The 19,500-nt window shown below is 45.2% G+C and carries 19 protein-coding genes; 4 read left to right on the top strand and 15 right to left on the bottom strand.

The genetic code is table 11. The features are described from left to right. Positions 1-33: 33 nt before the first annotated feature. The 15 genes from atpB to AB6E52_RS10810 all read right to left on the bottom strand — a co-directional run bounded on the left by atpB (position 34) and on the right by AB6E52_RS10810 (position 12,951). Positions 34-831, bottom strand: coding sequence for a F0F1 ATP synthase subunit A (atpB, locus tag AB6E52_RS10880; RefSeq protein WP_017058797.1), 798 nt, complete (start codon positions 829-831; stop codon positions 34-36). 8 nt (positions 832-839) lie between these two features. Next, a complete protein-coding gene (locus tag AB6E52_RS10875; RefSeq protein ID WP_017058798.1) occupies positions 840-1,229 on the bottom strand; it encodes a F0F1 ATP synthase subunit I in 390 nt (129 codons plus the stop codon). 192 nt (positions 1,230-1,421) lie between these two features. Then, positions 1,422-2,303: a ParB/RepB/Spo0J family partition protein gene (locus AB6E52_RS10870; RefSeq protein ID WP_017058799.1), complete on the bottom strand. Its 882-nt coding sequence runs from the start codon at positions 2,301-2,303 to the stop codon at positions 1,422-1,424. Positions 2,304-2,326: 23 nt separating this feature from the next. Next, a complete protein-coding gene (locus AB6E52_RS10865) occupies positions 2,327-3,100 on the bottom strand; it encodes a ParA family protein (protein ID WP_029235097.1) in 774 nt (257 codons plus the stop codon). A 14-nt stretch (positions 3,101-3,114) separates the two neighbouring features. Beyond that, the gene (rsmG, locus tag AB6E52_RS10860) at positions 3,115-3,747 is read right to left on the bottom strand and encodes a 16S rRNA (guanine(527)-N(7))-methyltransferase RsmG (protein ID WP_017058801.1); all 633 of its coding nucleotides are present in this window, start codon (positions 3,745-3,747) and stop codon (positions 3,115-3,117) included. Continuing rightward, positions 3,747-5,642: a tRNA uridine-5-carboxymethylaminomethyl(34) synthesis enzyme MnmG gene (gene mnmG, locus AB6E52_RS10855; protein WP_017058802.1), complete on the bottom strand. Its 1,896-nt coding sequence runs from the start codon at positions 5,640-5,642 to the stop codon at positions 3,747-3,749. The genes rsmG and mnmG overlap by 1 nt, the downstream gene beginning before the upstream one ends. A gap of 482 nt (positions 5,643-6,124) precedes the next feature. Continuing rightward, positions 6,125-6,559 (bottom strand): FMN-binding protein MioC, encoded by a 435-nt coding sequence (gene mioC / locus AB6E52_RS10850; protein ID WP_017058804.1) that lies wholly within the window; start codon positions 6,557-6,559, stop codon positions 6,125-6,127. A gap of 50 nt (positions 6,560-6,609) precedes the next feature. Beyond that, a complete protein-coding gene (gene mnmE / locus AB6E52_RS10845; RefSeq protein ID WP_029235098.1) occupies positions 6,610-7,971 on the bottom strand; it encodes a tRNA uridine-5-carboxymethylaminomethyl(34) synthesis GTPase MnmE in 1,362 nt (453 codons plus the stop codon). A 130-nt stretch (positions 7,972-8,101) separates the two neighbouring features. Further along, positions 8,102-9,724, bottom strand: a complete 1,623-nt coding sequence (yidC, locus tag AB6E52_RS10840; RefSeq protein ID WP_017058806.1) for a membrane protein insertase YidC — start codon at positions 9,722-9,724, stop codon at positions 8,102-8,104. 2 nt (positions 9,725-9,726) lie between these two features. After that, positions 9,727-9,984, bottom strand: a complete 258-nt coding sequence (gene yidD, locus AB6E52_RS10835) for a membrane protein insertion efficiency factor YidD (protein ID WP_004735802.1) — start codon at positions 9,982-9,984, stop codon at positions 9,727-9,729. Next, a complete protein-coding gene (gene rnpA, locus AB6E52_RS10830) occupies positions 9,951-10,274 on the bottom strand; it encodes a ribonuclease P protein component (RefSeq protein WP_017055478.1) in 324 nt (107 codons plus the stop codon). The genes yidD and rnpA overlap by 34 nt, the downstream gene beginning before the upstream one ends. Positions 10,275-10,319: 45 nt before the next feature. Further along, positions 10,320-10,454 carry a 50S ribosomal protein L34 gene (gene rpmH / locus AB6E52_RS10825; RefSeq protein ID WP_004735800.1) on the bottom strand — a complete coding sequence of 45 codons (135 nt, stop codon included), beginning with the start codon at positions 10,452-10,454 and terminating at the stop codon, positions 10,320-10,322. Positions 10,455-10,660: 206 nt separating this feature from the next. Beyond that, the gene (locus tag AB6E52_RS10820) at positions 10,661-11,398 is read right to left on the bottom strand and encodes an amino acid ABC transporter ATP-binding protein (RefSeq protein WP_102321085.1); all 738 of its coding nucleotides are present in this window, start codon (positions 11,396-11,398) and stop codon (positions 10,661-10,663) included. Continuing rightward, positions 11,395-12,066 (bottom strand): amino acid ABC transporter permease, encoded by a 672-nt coding sequence (locus AB6E52_RS10815; protein WP_009848134.1) that lies wholly within the window; start codon positions 12,064-12,066, stop codon positions 11,395-11,397. Before AB6E52_RS10815 ends, AB6E52_RS10820 begins: the two co-directional genes overlap by 4 nt. A gap of 135 nt (positions 12,067-12,201) precedes the next feature. Further along, on the bottom strand, positions 12,202-12,951 hold the full coding sequence (locus AB6E52_RS10810) for an amino acid ABC transporter substrate-binding protein (protein ID WP_009848135.1): 750 nt from the start codon (positions 12,949-12,951) through the stop codon (positions 12,202-12,204). A gap of 311 nt (positions 12,952-13,262) precedes the next feature. Here AB6E52_RS10810 and dnaA point away from each other — a divergent pair, with 311 nt between their 5' ends. The 4 genes from dnaA (at position 13,263) to gyrB (ending at position 19,434) form a co-directional block, all read left to right on the top strand. Further along, entirely contained in the window at positions 13,263-14,684 is a 1,422-nt protein-coding gene (gene dnaA / locus AB6E52_RS10805; RefSeq protein WP_017058808.1) for a chromosomal replication initiator protein DnaA, read from the top strand. A gap of 81 nt (positions 14,685-14,765) precedes the next feature. After that, positions 14,766-15,866: a DNA polymerase III subunit beta gene (gene dnaN, locus AB6E52_RS10800; RefSeq protein WP_017058809.1), complete on the top strand. Its 1,101-nt coding sequence runs from the start codon at positions 14,766-14,768 to the stop codon at positions 15,864-15,866. Positions 15,867-15,919: 53 nt separating this feature from the next. After that, entirely contained in the window at positions 15,920-16,999 is a 1,080-nt protein-coding gene (recF, locus tag AB6E52_RS10795) for a DNA replication/repair protein RecF (protein WP_017058810.1), read from the top strand. A 17-nt stretch (positions 17,000-17,016) separates the two neighbouring features. Further along, entirely contained in the window at positions 17,017-19,434 is a 2,418-nt protein-coding gene (gyrB, locus tag AB6E52_RS10790) for a DNA topoisomerase (ATP-hydrolyzing) subunit B (protein WP_017058811.1), read from the top strand. Positions 19,435-19,500: the final 66 nt, after the last annotated feature.

Genomic DNA, 19,500 nt, shown 5'->3' with positions numbered 1-19,500 from the left:
AACATTAATAGTTAGAATAAAACTTAAAAATTTTTAGTGATCGCCATCTTCATGGGCCATTGATAAATAAACAATTGTTAACATCATGAAAACAAATGCTTGAATCAAAATAACCAAGATATGGAAGATAGCCCAAGGTAGAGAGCCTACCCATTGTAAATACCACGGTAGCATTGCCGCACAAAGAATGAATACAACCTCACCTGCGAACATGTTACCGAATAGACGCATACCAAGTGATAGAGGCTTCGCGAGTAGCGATACCACTTCAATCAGTAGGTTAAACGGGATCATGATTGGGTGATTAAATGGATGTAAAGCAAGTTCTTTGGCGAATCCACCTAAGCCTTTTACTTTGATGCTGTAGTAGATCATCAGAGCAAAAACACCTAAGGCCATTGACATGGTTATATTAACATCAGCTGAAGGAACCACTTTCAAATAAGGGATACCTAGCCAATGCTCCGCAGGATATGGTAAGAAATCGATAGGCACTAAGTCCATCAAGTTCATTAAAATAATCCAGCAGAATATAGTCAGTGCTAATGGAGCAATCAGAGGGTTGCGGCCATGGAAAGTGTCTTTAACGTTGCCATCAACGAATTCAACTACCATTTCAACAAAACACTGAAGCTTACCAGGTACACCTACTGTTGCTTTCTTAGCGACTGAGCGAAAAACCCAAAGGAATAACATCCCTGTCAACACCGAAAAAAACAGACTGTCTATATGTACGTTCCAGAAACTTGTCTCCTCTACAAGACCAAACTTAGCTAAAGAAAGGTTTTGTAAGTGGTGCTCAATGTATCCGGATGCTGTTGGCGCAGCCATAACTCATCCTATTTTTTATTGTTAATGAAAAGCACTGGCGCAAAGATATTAATACCTAGAACCAGTAAATAGGTCAGTTTGAGGGGAACTAATTCCACCTGCATATACATGTAGACAATAGAGAATAGTAGAACTGTGATAAGGATTTTTAGCGCTTCGCCTGCATAGAACGACGCCGCAACTAACTTAGTTGCGCGAGCTCCACTAAATAGGAAAGCACACACACAAAAAACTGCATTTGCGATGACAAAAATACCGCCACCGATTAATGCAGCAAAACCCCAATCAGGATTAACAGCTAAACCTAACCCTATCGCCACTAATATAACCGCGCTAAGCTCGATCAATAACATTTGCTTTGCAAGCACTCGTCCTGGTCTTGCTAACGCCGCTACCATGTATTCGTTCCTCTTTTAAGCCTTCTTTACTACTCGCTTAAAAGCGTGCTGAGAAATTGGCGAAAATTATACGTTCAGCCAAATTGATTGCAATAACAATGCAGCAATCATTTACATTTTTGCATACAAACCTACAACTTTTGTACGAAATTACTTGTTTATTACATAATTGACCTAAATCAATTATCTCATTTAGTACTCTAGTTTAGCAATAAGTTGCTCTAATTTGTGAGGCTCATCAAGAGTAATTGTCACTTTTGACTTACCGCTAACAGAACGAGTAACTGAAACGTTTGCTTGCAATTTTTCCGTGAGTCTTCGTGAAAGTTCGATAGCTTCTGTGTCTTCAGGCTTCGATTCACCTTCAACGTCTGGTTTTAAGCACTTTTTGACAAGTTGCTCAGTTTGACGCACGGTCATTTTTTTGGTTGCCGCAGTGTTTGCTGCTTCAACCTGGGTATCACCTTCAAGCGCAAGCAGTGCTCGAGCATGCCCCATTTCCAGTTGTTTATTGGAAACTAAACCTTTTACTTCATTTTCGAGCTGATTTAGACGTAATAAGTTACTCACCGTAGCTCTCGATTTACCGATTACATCAGCGACTTGTTGGTGTGTCAGCTCAAATTCGTTCTGTAGTCGCTCTAGCGCTTGTGCTTCTTCGATAACATTCAGATCTTCACGCTGAATATTCTCAATCAACGCCATCGCGATAGCGGCTTTGTCTTCGACTCTCTTGACCAAACATGGCACTTGTTTAAGGCCAGCTTGACGAGCCGCTCTCCAACGACGTTCACCAGCAATAATCTCGAACTGGTCGTGCGCCAATGGGCGAACTACGATCGGTTGGATAATGCCTTGAGATTGAATTGATGCTGCCAGCTCTTCTAGCGCTTCAGGCGCAATATCCTTACGCGGTTGATATACACCAGGCTTCAAGCAACCAACAGCCAGTTCAATAAGCTCACCATCAGCCGACAACGCCTGACTATGAGAAGCAACTTGCTGTTTTTCACGAGCCAATGAGCTAGTTGCAAGCAATGCATCTAGCCCTTTTCCTAAACCACGCTTAGACATTGAGCGAATTCCTTTGGTTGGACCTATACTGGGACTTCTTCACGACGCAACATTTCGCCAGCAAGAGCAAGGTAAGCCTTAGCTCCTGCGGAATATTTGTCGTAGTACATTGCTGGCTTGCCGTGACTCGGGGCTTCTGCCAGACGCACATTTCTAGGGATCACAGTTCGGTAGACTTTGCTACCAAAGTGTTTTTTGAGTTGATCAGATACTTCGTTCGATAAGCGGTTGCGAGGATCGTACATAGTACGCAGAAGACCTTCGATCTTCAGGTTCTCGTTTACAACAGCCGCTAGCTTACTGATGGTATCCATCAATGCAGTCAAACCTTCCAAAGCAAAGTATTCACATTGCATAGGAACCAATACGGAGTCGGCCGCAGCCATCGCGTTGATTGTAAGAAGGTTTAATGAGGGCGGGCAATCAATAAAGATGAAATCATAGTTATTGCGAATGGGTTCGAGTGCATTTTTTAAACGAACTTCACGAGCAAACACTTCCATCAGCTTGATTTCTGCCGCAGTAACATCACCGTTCGCGGCGATGAGGTCATAATTGCCAGATGTACTCCGGCAAACCACCTCATCAAATGGGGTGTCTTCAACCAACAAATCGTAAGCTGTTGCTTCAACTTGATACTTGTCGACACCGCTCGCCATAGTGGCATTACCTTGAGGATCGAGGTCAACAACCAATATCTTGCGTTTTGTTGCCGCCATTGATGCTGCTAAATTAATGCAAGTTGTTGTTTTTCCTACGCCACCCTTCTGGTTGGCAATTGCTACGATTCTACCCACTATGGCCTCGCTGATTATCCCTGACGCGATAAAGTAACTAGATGACGCTCTCCATCAAGCTCTGGCACTTGCAAAGCTTTAATGTCTGTCACTGAACACCATTCAGGTAACAGGTCGATTTCGTCTCTAGGATGTTGTCCCTTAAGAGCCAAAAATACACCGGATTGCTCTTTAGGTAAATGGTGACACCACTCTACCATGTCTGTCATTGACGCAAATGCACGACTGAGCACTGCATCAAACTTTTCTTCTGGTTGAAATTCTTCAACGCGACTTTGAACCGGTACCACGTTGTCGATACCCAGCTCATGAATCACCTGTTTGATAAAACGAATACGCTTACCTAGGCTGTCTAGCAAGTAAAACTCGCAGTCTGGATTCATGATTGAGAGCGGAATCCCAGGAAGACCAGGTCCCGTACCCACATCGATAAAGCGCTTACCTTGTAAGTGAGTGCTAACAATGATGCTATCTAAGATATGTTTCACCATCATTTCTTGTGGGTCACGAACTGATGTTAGGTTATAAGCTTTGTTCCACTTGTTCAGTAACTCAACGTAGCCAACCAACTGGCCACGTTGTTTTTCAGATACTTCAAGTTCAGTCTGGCCAATAAGGTGATCCAGTTTTTCGCGTAATGCGCTCATTATGCTTCCTCACCTTTTTTCAACAGGCCGTGTTTTTTCAAGTAAACCAACAGAATTGAGATTGCTGCAGGTGTGATACCTGAAATTCGCGAAGCAATACCAATTGAGTCAGGCTTAGCTGTCGTTAGTTTAAGAACCACTTCGTTAGAAAGTCCTTTTACCTTGCTGTAATCGATATCAGCAGGCAGCTTGGTGTTTTCATGACGCAGTGATTTTTCAATTTCGTCTTGTTGACGCTGAATGTAACCATCGTACTTCACTTGGATCTCAACTTGCTCAGACGCTTGTTGATCTTCCAGTGCAGGACCAAAACGATCCAATGCGGTTAACTGTGAATAAGTCATTTCAGGGCGACGAAGAAGATCTTCACCGCTCGCTTCACGAGACATTGGTGTTTTCAGAATTTGGTTCAGTTGATCAATATCTTCAGATTTTGGATTAATCCAAGTCTCTTTCAGACGTTGACGCTCCTTCTCCATGTTTTCCATCTTCTCGTTGAAACGAGCCCAACGAGCGTCATCAACAAGGCCAAGTTCACGCGACTTTTCAGTCAAGCGGATATCGGCGTTGTCTTCACGAAGCAGCAGACGGTATTCCGCGCGAGACGTAAACATGCGGTAAGGTTCTTTGGTACCCATGGTAGATAGGTCGTCGATAAGCACGCCCATGTAAGCTTGGTCACGACGTGGACTCCAGCCTTCTTTGCCTTGAGTAAACAAACTTGCATTCAGACCGGCCATCAAGCCTTGTGCAGCCGCTTCTTCATAGCCAGTGGTACCGTTGATTTGACCCGCAAAGAATAGACCTTTGATAAACTTAGTTTCGTAAGTCAGCTTAAGGTCGCGAGGATCAAAGAAATCGTACTCAATCGCATAGCCAGGGCGAACGATATGAGCATTTTCAAAGCCCTTCATCGAACGAACAATTTGAACCTGTACATCAAACGGCAGACTGGTAGAGATACCATTCGGGTATAGCTCGTGAGTCGTTAGACCTTCTGGCTCAATAAAAATTTGGTGACTGTTCTTGTCAGCAAAACGCATTACTTTGTCTTCAATCGAAGGGCAGTAACGAGGGCCAATGCCTTCAATCACACCCGCGTACATAGGGCTGCGATCAAGGTTGGCACGAATTACGTCATGCGTATTTTCATTGGTATGCGTGATGTAACATGGAATTTGACGAGGTTGTTGAGCTCGGCTGCCCATGAACGAGAAAACAGGCGTCGGGTTATCACCGTGCTGAACCTCAAGCTCAGAAAAATCAACGCTACGCGCATCGATACGAGGAGGAGTACCTGTTTTCAGGCGATCAACTCGGAATGGAAGATCACGAAGACGGTCAGCCAGTGCGATCGATGGTGGATCACCAGCACGGCCACCTGAAGAACTTTCCATACCAATATGGATCTTGCCGCCTAGGAATGTGCCCACAGTCAGAACCACAGCGCTTGCGCGGAACTTAAGGCCCATCTGCGTTACCACACCTACCACTTGATCCTGTTCAACGATCAAGTCATCAACCGACTGTTGGAACAAAGTCAGGTTTGGCGTGTTTTCAAGAACGTTACGAACAAAGGCTTTGTACAGTGCGCGGTCAGCTTGTGCACGAGTAGCACGAACCGCAGGGCCTTTTGATGCGTTCAATGTTCTGAACTGAATACCTGCATGATCAATAGCTTGCGCCATTAATCCACCCATTGCATCGACCTCTTTTACCAAGTGGCCCTTACCGATCCCGCCAATGGCTGGGTTACAAGACATTTGTCCTAGTGTATCGATATTATGAGTAAGTAATAACGTACTTTGACCAGTACGTGCAGATGCGAGTGCGGCTTCCGTTCCTGCATGGCCACCACCAACAACGATGACGTCAAATTTTTCGTGATAAAGCATGAACCGACCTCAGGTATTCAAACGTTTTCTAGATTGATAAAAAGGAGCGATATTCTACCTGTTTTCATAGCCTGAGAAAACGTTTTTGGGATTTTTCGAAAAAGCTGTTTTTAATTAATATAAATAAGATCTTTAAGGAGATCTTTTATTAGATCTATTATTAGGATCGAGGGTATCTGTGGATAAGTCGGAAATGATCAACGAGATCATGGATCTTTTTTGGATCAAACGATGTGATCTAACTTTGATCAGGATGAGGATTAGCTGGGATCAAAATGGCTACTTATTCACAGGAGGAAATTAGCCTAAAACTTGTTATTTGGATAACTATAGGTTAATCACCGTATATGTATGATCTTATCCACAGCAGAAATTGAAAATAGATCGCTAATTTTCGATGTTTTTAAAAAAAAGTTATTCACAATCACGATGTTCAGAGACAAAAAAAGCGGCATAAGCCGCTTTTTGAGAGAGGAGAGAGGTTAAAACTGGTCGCTATGATCGTTGAACCAAGCTTCTGCTGCGTCTTCTGGTACCGGAGTTTCCAATACATCGATGGTAAAACAGTCAGAAATAGGCTGAGCACCGAGCTCTTTCATCTGGCTGTGGACTGATTTTCCCGCCAAACAGAAGGTATCGTAACTCGAATCACCAAGCGCCACGACAGCAAAGCGAACCGGGCTTAAATCTGGAGATTGCTGGGTCAATGCGTCGATAAACGGCTTAATATTATCTGGAAATTCACCCGCACCATGAGTTGAAGTCACCAGCAACCAAAAGCCTTGTTGGGGAATATCATCGAATTCAGGCTGATTATGAAGGGTGATCTCGTGGCCTTGCTCTTCAAGAAGATCATTAAGGTGATCGCCAACGTACTCTGCACCACCTAAGGTGCTGCCTGTAATAATGTGGATCATTAAGCTGTCCTTACTAAAGAAAAAGGCCAGCATGAGCCGGCCTTTAAAGGTTATTTACCAATACAGAAAGAGGTGAAGATACGGCCGAGTAGGTCATCGGAACTGAATTCACCAGTAATCTCGTTAAGGTGTTGCTGCGTTATACGCAGTTCTTCTGCCAAGATTTCCCCTGCCATATAGCCTTCGAGCTGTTGCTGGCCAATATCTAGATGCTCAGATGCGCGTTCTAGGGCATCTAAGTGGCGACGACGTGCCATGAAGCCACCTTCATTGCCACCAGCAAAGCCCATGCAATCTTTTAAGTGATTACGTAGTGCATCAACGCCTTGTCCCGTCTTTGCTGATAGTCGAATCAGAGTTGGATCATTAACATGGCAAATCCCGAGATCTTCACCGGTTTGATCGGCTTTGTTACGAATCACGGTCATTCCGATGTTATTCGGCAGACGATCAACGAAATCTGGCCAGATATCTTTCGGGTCGGTTGCATCGGTAGTGGTGCCATCGACCATAAATAAAACGCGATCGGCTTGAGCAATTTCTTCCCAAGCGCGTTCAATACCGATTTTTTCGACTTCATCCGAGGCTTCACGCAGGCCTGCGGTATCAATAATGTGCAGTGGCATACCATCAATATGGATATGTTCACGAAGTACATCACGGGTTGTACCTGCAATATCAGTCACAATCGCGGAGTCTTTACCCGATAATGCATTCAGTAAGCTCGACTTACCGGCATTAGGACGACCTGCAATCACCACCTTCATACCTTCACGCATGATGGCACCTTGATTGGCTTCTTGGCGAACCGCTTCGAGGTTGTCGATGATAGCTTGTAAGTCAGCACTTACTTTACCGTCAGCAAGGAAATCAATCTCTTCTTCTGGGAAGTCGATAGCGGCTTCAACATAGATGCGTAAGTGAATCAGAGAGTCCACCAGCGTATTAATGCGTTTCGAGAACTCACCTTGCAACGATTGCAGAGCTGATTTCGCCGCTTCTTCTGAACTGGCATCAATGAGGTCAGCAATCGCTTCTGCTTGGGTTAAATCCATCTTGTCGTTCAAGAAGGCACGCTCCGAGAACTCACCTGGGCGTGCTGCGCGTAGCCCAGGAATAGCGAGGATGCGCTTGATGAGCATATCCATTACCACAGGACCACCGTGGCCTTGCAGCTCTAAAACGTCTTCACCGGTAAACGAGTGCGGGTTAGGAAAGTAAAGCGCGATGCCTTGGTCTAGCTCTAAACCATCGTGAGATTTAAAAGGGGTGTACTCAGCGTAACGTGGTTTCAGTACTTTGCCGGTAACTTCAAGCGCAACTTGGGCTGCTTGTGGGCCTGAAACGCGAATAATACCGACGCCGCCACGGCCGGGTGCAGTCGCTTGAGCAACAATCGTATCTGTAGTCATAGTTGTGCCTGCTAGCATGTGAAAGCCAAAAAGGGGCGCTCACGATTAATCAATTAGCTGAATTGTAATCAGCTAAAAACAAAAAGGCGACCTTTTGGTCGCCTTTCTTTGTCTCTTTCTATTATCGAACTTACTTAGAATGTAAGCCTTTCTTTTCCAGCGCGCGGTAGATAAGCGTTTGCTGAATCAGAGTTACGATGTTCGATACTAGCCAGTATAGAACCAGACCTGAAGGGAAGAACAGGAAGAAGAATGTGAACATAACCGGCATAAAGGTCATGATCTTCTGCTGCATTGGATCCGTTACAGTTGTCGGGCTCATCTTCTGGATTAGGAACATTGAAGCACCCATCAGAAGTGGCAAGATGTAGTATGGGTCTTGTGCTGAAAGGTCAGTAATCCAACCGAAGAACGGTGAGTGACGCAGTTCAACAGACTCCATTAGTGCCCAGTATAGCGAAATGAATATAGGCATTTGCAGAAGGATAGGTAAACAGCCACCTAGTGGGTTTACTTTCTCTTTCTTGTAAAGCTCCATCATTTCTTGGCTCATGCGTTGACGGTCGTCGCCGATACGCTCACGCATTGCAGTCAGCTTAGGCTGAAGCATACGCATTTTCGCCATAGACGTGTACTGAGCTTTCGTTAGTGGGTACATAGCACCACGAACGATGAAAGTTAGACAGATGATTGCCAGACCCCAGTTCACAACGATGCCTTGAATGAACGAAAGCAGAGTATGAAGTGGTTTAGCAATGAACCATAACCAACCGTAGTCAACTACTAGGTCTAGGTTAGGTGCAACAGCAGCCATTTGGTCTTGAAGTTTAGGACCAACCCAAAGCGTTGCTTTGAAGTTTGCTTCGTCGCCAGTAGCGATGGTTTTGTTCGGCATGCGAACACCGATGTCGCCAAGGTTACCAATTACACGAGTGTAAAGGTTGCTGCCTGCTTCGTCGCGTGGGATCCATGCACTTGCAAAGTAGTGCTGAATCATCGCTGCCCAACCTTGACCGTTTGCTAGGTTAAGAGACAGGTTGCGATCTTGCATGTCGTCGAAGCTGTATTTTTTGTAACGCGTATCTTCCGTAGAGTAAGCACCACCACGGTAAGTTGGCATTGTTAGGCTACCGCCGTCATCCATTACGTTCTGACGCAGGTGAGCGTACATGCCGAATGTCGCGTTGTTACCAGAGTTGTTGACTACATCGTATTCAACATCCATTGCGTAGCTGCCACGCTTAAGGATGAATGTTTTCGTGTAATCAAGGCCGTTCGCTTGGTAAGTCATCGGGATGCGTAGTTCATCCTGACCATCAGCAAGCGTGAAGCTGTCTGCTGAAACTGTGTAGCTTGGGCGGTTTGTGCTGCTTAAATCGATACCTTGAGGACCCACTAGACCGCTTTGTGCGATAAATTGGTGACCTGGTTCGTTTTTAAGAAGAACAAACGTATCTTCAGAATCGAACTCAGCAGAGTAATCGTTTAGGTTTGCTTTAACGACATCACCACCAACCGTATCAATTGACAGAGTCAGTACATCAGTTGTTACTGTGATAGTTTTAGCAGAAGAAGCAACTTGACCAGGAGCCGGGTCTAGATCATCTGCATAAGATGGCGCTGGTAGGGTGCTGCCAGATTGTGCCTGCTCAACCGCTTGTGGTGCTGGATTCTGAGCTACGTTCCATTGTTGGAACAGTAGGAAAGAAACCAAAGCCAATGCGATTAACAGGATATTACGTTGAGAATCCATCGTTATTTATCTCTGTCTTGTTTTTGGACTGGTGGAACGGGGTCAAAGCCCCCTTCGTTCAAAGGATGGCATTTTAATAGACGTTTGCCTGATAACCAACACCCTTTTACAAAACCGTGAGCTTTCAACGCTTCTATCGCATATAAAGAGCAGGTTGGAGTAAATCGGCAGCGTGGGCCGATGAGTGGACTAATAAACCATCTATAAAAATAGATGGGTATTAGCGCTATCCACGCGAAGGGCGAGACAGGCGAAGCCATAATTTGTCGAGTAGCTTGAACATTTCTTCATTGCTTAAATCTTGCGCGCTCTTCTTAGCGATTACAACAAAATCTTTGTTAGGAAGTTTGTGTTGAGTGTTACGAAAGCTTTCACGAGTAAGACGCTTGAATCGGTTACGACCCACGGCGGTTTTAATCTGCTTTTTCGGAACGGCTAATCCAAGACGAGGATTTGAAAGAGAGTTATTTCGGGCAATGATGGTGAAATGAGGGGAGCCAGCTCGATGAGCTTGCTTGAAGACATTTTGATAATGTTCGGGAGTTAACAAGCGTAACTCCCGACCGAAGGCTAGCTTATTCAAAATAATCAAAGATTACTTAGAAAGACGCTTACGGCCTTTTGCACGACGTGCATTGATTGTTGCGCGACCGTTCTTAGTAGCCATGCGAGCACGGAAACCGTGAGTACGCTTACGCTTTAGAACTGTAGGTTGAAAAGTGCGTTTCATTGTAATTACCTTACTGATCAGTAGTTTTAGGTTTTTGTTAAACCCGGCGTGGGCATTTTTTCTCTTCTTTATATAAGAAAGGAAAACCGACGCCTCTCAACAAAGAGGCGGAATTGTAATCACTGTCACAAAAAGTGTCAATGATTGGGTTAACTAAAATTCCGGTCGGGGGATTATACGTAGAATAACTAAAATCACAAGGATCCTTAGTCGATCCCAACCTTATTTAAGAATTTTTTTAATTTAGGATCCTGTGGATTACCAAAAATATCCTGTGGAGATCCCTGCTCGATAATATGACCGTCAGCCATGAAGATCACTCGGTCTGCGACCTCTCTCGCGAACTGCATTTCATGGGTAACCACCAGCATGGTTTGATGCTGATTTGCCAGTTTTTTCATTAGGTTAAGCACTTCGCCAACCCACTCAGGATCGAGCGCTGAAGTCGGCTCATCAAACAGTAAAAGCTCGGGTTGTAGTGCCATTGCACGGCCAATACCCACCCGTTGTTGCTGGCCACCAGAGAGCGCGGCTGGGTAGCTATCACCTTTGTCACCTAAGCCAATATCATCAAGTATTTGTTGTGCTTTTTCATGGGCTTGCTGTTTTTTCCAACCACGAACGGTAATTAAACCTTCAGCAATATTCTGTCTCGCGGTTTGGTGAGCGAACAGTGCATAGTTTTGGAACACAAAACCGGTCTTACGACGCAGTGCAAGCACCTCTGCCTTAGTGTGTTTCTGAGTATCAACCTTGATATCATCAATCGAAATCGTGCCTTGATCGGCTTGCTCTAGAAAATTCACACAACGCAGTAGGGTAGATTTACCCGTACCACTTGAACCTATGATGACAATTATCTCACCTTGTATGATTTCTAGGTCGATCCCTTTCAAAACTTCGGTGTCACCAAACTGCTTGTGGATATTTTGTAATTTGATCATCGTACATACGCCTTATTCAGTTTCACTTCGGCCCAAATTTGAATACGAGTGAGGATAACCACCACGCCCCAGTAAATCAGTGCGACTGCTAAGAAAGCCTCGAAGAAGCGGAAACTTGAAGAAGCCTCCATCTGAGCTTTAGCCATGATTTCGGCGACACCTAGGGTGAAGGCAAGTGAAGTCGACTTGATCATATCGATGAAGTAGTTCATCAACGACGGCAGTGCCACGCGAGTTGCTTGCGGTAAGATCACTCGGCGCATCGCTTGGCTGGTTGTCATACCGACCGAAAGGCTGGCTTCCATCTGGCTGCGATCAATACCGATAATCGCGGCACGAATACTTTCTGCCATATACGCGGCAAAGTGCAGGGTTAAGCCAATCACAGCGGCGCTGAAGGCATCCAACCCAACCATCCACGGGAAGACTTGTGGTAAGCCGTAATAAAGGAGGAACAGCTGCACCAACAGTGGTGTGCCTCGGAAGAAGCTAATGTACAGCTGGCTCAGTTGGTCGAGCACTGGGATTTTGAATACACGAATATTCGCCAGTATCAGAGACAGGATCAGAGCAAAGAACAAGCCCCAGGTCGCCATCTCCATCGTGGTGCCTAAATACTTCAGTAGTATTGGCAACAGCTCTAGCATGTAATTAAAGTCAAATCCCATAATCTATCTCGTATTTTTATTGGCAGTGTTGTTCTATATGTAAGTACTGTTGTATCAGGTTTTTTAATCAGTGCACAAAAGCAAAAAGCCCACCGCTGTATAAAGCAGTGGGCCTTGAATGGAGAAAGTGAGTAATTACTTCTGAGTAATGTCCGCACCAAACCATTTCTGAGAGATACTTTCTAGCGTACCATCTGCGCGCATTGCTGCTAATGCTTCATTTACTTCTGCTTGCAGTTTTTTGCCGTTATCGTTGTCGACGAAAGGCCAAGCGTTTTCAATTGTTTCGAATGGCTGACCTGCTAGTTGTAATGGTAGACCAGTCTTCTTGATAAGCTCTAGTGCTGATAGGCGATCCATTACGAATGCATCGGCACGACCCAGTGCCACGTCATGTTCAATACCTGTATCGTAGGTTTTTACATTGATCTTGCCATCTTTGTCGTAGCTGCGAAGCAGTTGTTCAAAGTTTGAGCCTAGGTTTACCGCAACCGTCTTGCCATCAAGGTCTTCGATGCCTTTAATGCTGTCATTACCTTTACGAACGGTAATTTGTGCGCCGTCTACTACGTATGGGTCTGCGAATAGGTATTTCGCTTTACGTGCATCCGTCATTGTAATTTGGTTTGAAATGGTATCGATGCGACCCGTTTCAAGAAGACCAAACAGACCAGAGAAGTTTGCCGTTACGTATTCAACCTTGTAATCGTTACGCTTACCGATCTCATCCCATAAATCCACTTCAAAACCCTGTAGCTGGTCTTGTTTAACGAACGTAAACGGGAAATAGCGACCAGACATGCCGACTTTAACTTCAGTCGCAGCTTGAACAGTAGCAGCAGAGAGTGCGATAGCCGCAATTGCAGCCTTAATCCAGTTATTCATTTGGTAACTCCTTATATTTATGGGTTTGGATGTTACTGGGAAAATGCTCACTAGAATAAATAACCAGATGTTATTAACCATAACCAGATTGAATTCCCGATTTGGGGATAACTAGCAAGGATCCGGGCATAAGTGGATCATTGTGTGAGTAAATTAGGGGCAAGATGTGTGGATCCACCGATAAATTACAAATTTATTGTGAATAACTTGGATCTTATTCACTGGATCTGTGATCAATTGCTGGTGATCTGACTTATCAACAGGTAAAATTAGCGGTCATTTCATATTACTTTAAATAGAGTGAGGGCACCGTGTCATCTTCGCTTTGGTTGCAGTGTTTGCAACAGCTTCAAGAAGAGTTACCAGCTACAGAATTCAGTATGTGGGTTCGTCCGTTACAAGCGGAACTCAATGACAATACTCTAACTCTATTTGCACCGAACCGTTTCGTACTCGATTGGGTTCGTGATAAGTATCTAAATAGCATTAACCGTCTGCTGCAAGAATATTGCGGTAACGATATCCCACATCTTCATTTTGAAGTGGGAAGCAAGCGTGTGATTGCACCAAAGCCTGCGACACCGACACCAACTCAGACTCGCACTGCAGCTGATGTGGCCGCTGAGTCATCAGCACCTGCGCAATTACAAGCTCGCAAACCTGTCCATAATATCTGGCGTGATGAAGAGCCTGTCGCGGTTGACTTGAATCACCGCTCAAACGTGAACCCAAAACATAAGTTCAATAACTTTGTTGAAGGTAAGTCGAACCAACTCGGTTTGGCTGCGGCACGTCAGGTTTCTGATAACCCAGGTACAGCCTACAACCCGTTGTTCCTATACGGCGGCACTGGTTTAGGTAAAACGCACTTGTTGCATGCGGTGGGTAACGCCATTGTTGATAATAAGCCGAATGCGAAAGTGGTTTACATGCACTCAGAGCGTTTTGTTCAGGATATGGTAAAGGCTCTGCAAAACAACGCGATCGAAGAATTTAAGCGCTACTACCGTAGTGTTGATGCATTGCTTATCGATGACATCCAATTCTTTGCTAATAAAGAGCGTTCTCAAGAAGAGTTCTTCCATACCTTTAACGCGCTGCTTGAAGGCAATCAACAGATCATCCTAACGTCTGACCGTTATCCAAAAGAGATCAACGGGGTAGAAGATCGTCTTAAATCTCGTTTCGGCTGGGGTTTGACGGTAGCGATTGAGCCACCAGAGCTTGAGACACGTGTTGCGATCTTGATGAAGAAAGCCGAAGACCACCAAATTCACCTTGCGGATGAAGTGGCGTTCTTTATTGCCAAGCGTCTACGCTCTAACGTTCGTGAACTGGAAGGCGCATTGAACCGTGTTATTGCGAATGCAAACTTCACTGGCCGCCCGATCACGATCGACTTCGTGCGTGAAGCACTGCGTGACCTACTTGCACTGCAAGAAAAACTGGTCACTATTGATAACATTCAAAAGACAGTTGCCGAGTACTACAAAATCAAAGTCGCTGATCTATTGTCTAAGCGTCGTTCTCGTTCTGTTGCTCGTCCACGTCAATTGGCGATGGCACTGGCGAAAGAGCTAACAAACCACAGCTTGCCTGAGATTGGCGATGCATTCGGTGGTCGTGACCACACGACGGTACTGCATGCTTGTCGTAAGATTGCTCAGCTGCGTGAAGAGAGCCACGACATTAAAGAAGATTATTCGAACTTGATTCGTACCCTTTCTTCTTAATACACAGTATTCTTAACCTTAATAAGCAGAATCTTGGCCACGTACTATTACGCAGTGCCATTTAGACCGTAAGAGCAAGATATGAAATTTACCATTGAACGTAGTCACCTGATTAAGCCATTACAACAAGTATCTGGCGCACTCGGTGGCAGGCCAACGCTTCCAATTCTAGGAAACCTACTGATTAAAGTAGAAGATAACGTGTTGTCGATGACAGCGACGGATCTAGAAGTTGAACTGATCAGCCGTGTAACGCTTGAAGGTGATTTCGAAGCGGGTAGCATTACCGTACCTTCACGTAAATTCCTAGATATCTGCCGTGGATTGCCAGATAACTCAGTGATCACGGTGGTATTGGATGGTGACCGTATTCAGGTTCGCTCTGGTCGTAGCCGCTTCTCTTTAGCAACATTACCTGCGGCAGATTTTCCAAATATTGAAGACTGGAGCAGTGAAGTTGAAGTGTCAGTGACACAAGCTGAACTTCGCGGTCTTATCGAGAAAACACAATTCTCAATGGCGAACCAAGATGTTCGTTACTACCTCAACGGTATGTTGTTTGAGATTGAAGGCTCTATCCTGCGCAGCGTAGCGACCGATGGTCACCGTATGGCAGTATCTCAAGCACAACTGGGTGCGGATTTTGCTCAGAAGCAGATCATTGTTCCTCGTAAAGGTGTTCAAGAGTTAGTGAAGCTATTGGATGCACCTGAACAGCCAGTAACACTGCAAATTGGTAACTCTAACGTGCGAGCTGAAGTGAACAACTATGTCTTCACTTCTAAGCTGGTTGATGGTCGTTTCCCTGATTATCGCCGCGTAATGCCGCAAAATACCACCAAGACACTTGAAGCTGGCTGTGATGAATTACGTTCAGCATTTTCTCGTGCTGCGATTCTATCGAATGAAAAATTCCGTGGTGTTCGCGTTAACCTTGCGGATAGCGAGATGCGCATTACCGCGAACAACCCAGAGCAAGAAGAAGCAGAAGAAGTACTCGATGTTAACTTCGACGGTGACGCGCTAGAGATTGGCTTCAACGTAAGCTACGTATTGGATGTTCTGAACACACTGCGTTGTGAACAGGTTCGCATCTCAATGTCAGACGCCAATGCGAGTGCTCTTATCGAGAACGCACAAGATGACAGCGCGATGTACGTTGTTATGCCAATTCGCTTATAAGCAGCCCTATGTTGACCTACCGAGTCGTGATTGAAGATTAATATGAAGACGTTATGCCTTTATCGCGCTTAATCGTTAAGCAGTTTAGAAATATTGAAGCCTGTGACATTCAACCGTCATCAGGCTTTAACTTTCTTATAGGGGCTAACGGAAGCGGCAAAACCAGTGTCCTTGAAGCTGTGTATCTGCTCGGACATGGTCGCTCATTCAAGAGTTCACTTACCGGTCGTATCATACAAAACGAGTGTAGTGAGCTGTTTGTACATGGCCGTTTTATGACCTCGGATCAATTTGAGCTGCCAATTGGCATTAATAAGCAGCGCGATGGCACGACAGAGGTTAAAATAAGCGGTCAAACTGGGCAAAAGTTGGCTCAGTTAGCTCAAGTCTTACCTTTGCAGTTGATTCACCCTGAAGGGTTTGATTTACTAACCGATGGACCTAAGCATCGCCGAGCATTCATTGATTGGGGAGTCTTCCACAGTGAGTCGGGCTTTTATGATGCGTGGGGCAGGGTAAAGCGCCTCAATAAGCAGCGAAACGCCTTATTGAAAACGGCAACGCACTATCGAGAGCTGAGCTATTGGGACCAAGAATTGGCCCGTTTAGCAGAAAGCATCAGTCAGTGGCGTGCCACCTACGTTGATCAGCTCAAAGAAGTCGCCGAAGAAATCTGTGCGACCTTCCTTCCTGAGTTTGAGATAAAGATTAACTACTATCGTGGCTGGGACAAAGACACCCCGTACGCCGATATATTAGAAAAGAATTTTGAAAGGGATCAGCAGCTTGGTTACACCTTTAGTGGGCCAAACAAAGCGGATCTGAAGATAAAAGTGAACGGCACTCCAGTGGAAGATGTCTTGTCACGAGGTCAATTGAAGTTGATGGTGTGCGCGCTACGAGTAGCACAAGGGCAACACCTCACTCAAATGACAGGTAAGCAGTGCATCTATTTGATAGATGACTTCGCTTCCGAATTAGATAGCCAACGCCGAGCACGTCTTGCTGAGTGTTTAAAGGCGACCCAGGCTCAAGTTTTTGTAAGCTCTATTACCGCTGATCAGATTGCAGATATGCATGACGAAAATAGCAGGATGTTTCATGTGGAACATGGCAAAATAGAGCAAGGATAATTAGTCAGAGAGTAACTATGTCAGATAATTACGATTCATCGAGTATTAAAGTACTGAAGGGTCTGGATGCGGTACGTAAGCGTCCTGGAATGTACATTGGCGACACGGATGATGGTACCGGTCTGCACCACATGGTTTTTGAGGTGGTAGATAACTCTATTGATGAAGCGCTAGCTGGTCACTGTAATGACATCATTGTAACTATCCATGAAGATAGTTCTGTGTCTGTGAGCGATGACGGCCGTGGTATTCCAACAGAATTGCACCCAGAAGAAAACGTATCTGCAGCCGAAGTAATCATGACGGTTCTTCACGCTGGTGGTAAGTTCGATGATAACTCGTACAAGGTATCTGGTGGTCTGCACGGTGTTGGTGTTTCAGTAGTTAACGCACTTTCTAAGCAAGTTACTCTTACTATCCACCGCGGTGGCAAAATCCACACTCAAACCTACAGCCACGGTGAGCCTCAAGCGCCACTAGCGGTTATCGGTGACACGGATAAAACAGGTACAGAGATTCGTTTCTGGCCGAGTGAAGAAACCTTCACTAACATCGAGTTCCATTACGACATTTTAGCTAAGCGTCTACGTGAGCTATCATTCTTGAACTCAGGTGTATCAATTAAGCTAATTGACGAGCGCGAAGAAGACAAAATGGATCACTTCGAATACGAAGGCGGTATCCAAGCGTTTGTTGAACACCTTAATACTAACAAAACGCCAATCATCCAAAAAATCTTCCACTTTAACTCTGAGCGCGAAGACGGTATTACCGTTGAAGTTGCGATGCAGTGGAATGACGGCTACCAAGAAAACATCTACTGTTTCACCAACAACATCCCTCAACGCGATGGTGGTGCTCACTTAGCAGGTTTCCGTGCGGCGCTAACGCGTACTCTGAACAGCTTCATGGACAAGGAAGGCTTCTCTAAGAAAGCGAAGACTGCGACCTCTGGTGATGATGCTCGTGAAGGTCTGACGGCGATTGTTTCTGTTAAAGTGCCTGATCCTAAGTTCTCAAGCCAAACTAAAGATAAGCTGGTTTCTTCAGAAGTGAAGTCTGCCGTTGAATCTACAATGGGTGAGAAGTTGTCTGAGTTCCTTATTGAGAACCCAGGTGAAGCGAAAACAGTTTGTTCTAAAATTATTGATGCAGCACGTGCTCGTGATGCAGCGCGTAAAGCTCGTGAAATGACTCGTCGTAAAGGCGCATTAGATTTAGCGGGTCTTCCTGGTAAGCTTGCTGACTGTCAGGAAAAAGATCCTGCACTGTCTGAACTATATATTGTGGAAGGAGACTCTGCTGGCGGTTCAGCTAAGCAGGGGCGTAACCGTAAGAACCAAGCAATCCTACCGCTGAAAGGTAAAATCCTTAACGTAGAGAAAGCACGTTTCGATAAAATGCTGTCTTCTCAAGAAGTAGCAACGCTAATCACCGCTCTTGGTTGTGGTATTGGTCGTGACGAATACAACCCAGATAAACTGCGTTACCACAACATCATCATCATGACCGATGCCGATGTCGATGGTTCTCACATCCGTACCCTGCTACTGACGTTCTTCTACCGTCAAATGCCAGAGCTGATTGAACGTGGCTACATCTACATTGCTCAACCGCCACTTTACAAAGTGAAGAAAGGTAAGCAAGAGCAGTACATTAAAGATGAAGATGCGATGAACCAGTATCAAGTATCTTTGGCTTTAGACAACGCAGAACTGCACGTAAACCCTGAAGCGCCAGCATTTGCAGGTGAAGGTTTAGAGAAGCTTGTTCAGCAATACAATGCAGGCATCAAGCTTGTTGATCGTATGAGCCGCCGTTACCCACGCGCATTGGTTCACGAACTGATTTACGTTCCTCGTCTAACGGCCGAGCAGTGTCATGATGACGCGGCAGTTGAAGCTTGGGGTAAGCAGCTTGTTGAACAGCTAAACGCGAAAGAAGTAGGTGCAAGCCAATACAGCCTTGAAGTTGAAAAACACGAAGAGCTAGGCTTAAGCGTTCCTAAGATTGTGGTTCGTACTCATGGTGTGACTCATGAACACCTACTAAGCATCGATCTTATTAACTCTAAAGAGTTTGGTAAGCTAGCGGATCTTTCTGAAGCTCTTGATGGCTTGATTGAAGAAGGCGCTTACATTAAGCGTGGTGAGCGTACTCAAGAAGTTTCTAGCTTCGTTGATGCTCTGAACTGGTTAGTGAAAGAGTCTCGTCGTGGTCTAAGCCTACAGCGATACAAAGGTCTAGGTGAGATGAACCCTGATCAACTTTGGGAAACCACGATGGATCCTGAAACTCGCCGTATGATGCAAGTAACAATTGAAGACGCTGTTGGTGCTGATTTGTTGTTTACGACGCTAATGGGTGACCAAGTTGAACCTCGTCGTAACTTCATCGAAGAGAATGCACTGAAAGTAGCAAACCTAGACGTTTAGTCTCTTTGATACTTCGCTCTTTGGCTTAATTTCTGTGTCAGAGGTGCTCACATACATTCGTATGCT

The organism is Vibrio sp. 10N.247.311.13 (genome assembly GCF_041467595.1).
GTDB classification, from domain to species: domain Bacteria; phylum Pseudomonadota; class Gammaproteobacteria; order Enterobacterales; family Vibrionaceae; genus Vibrio; species Vibrio crassostreae_C.
This window is presented reverse-complemented; position numbering and strand designations above follow the sequence as displayed.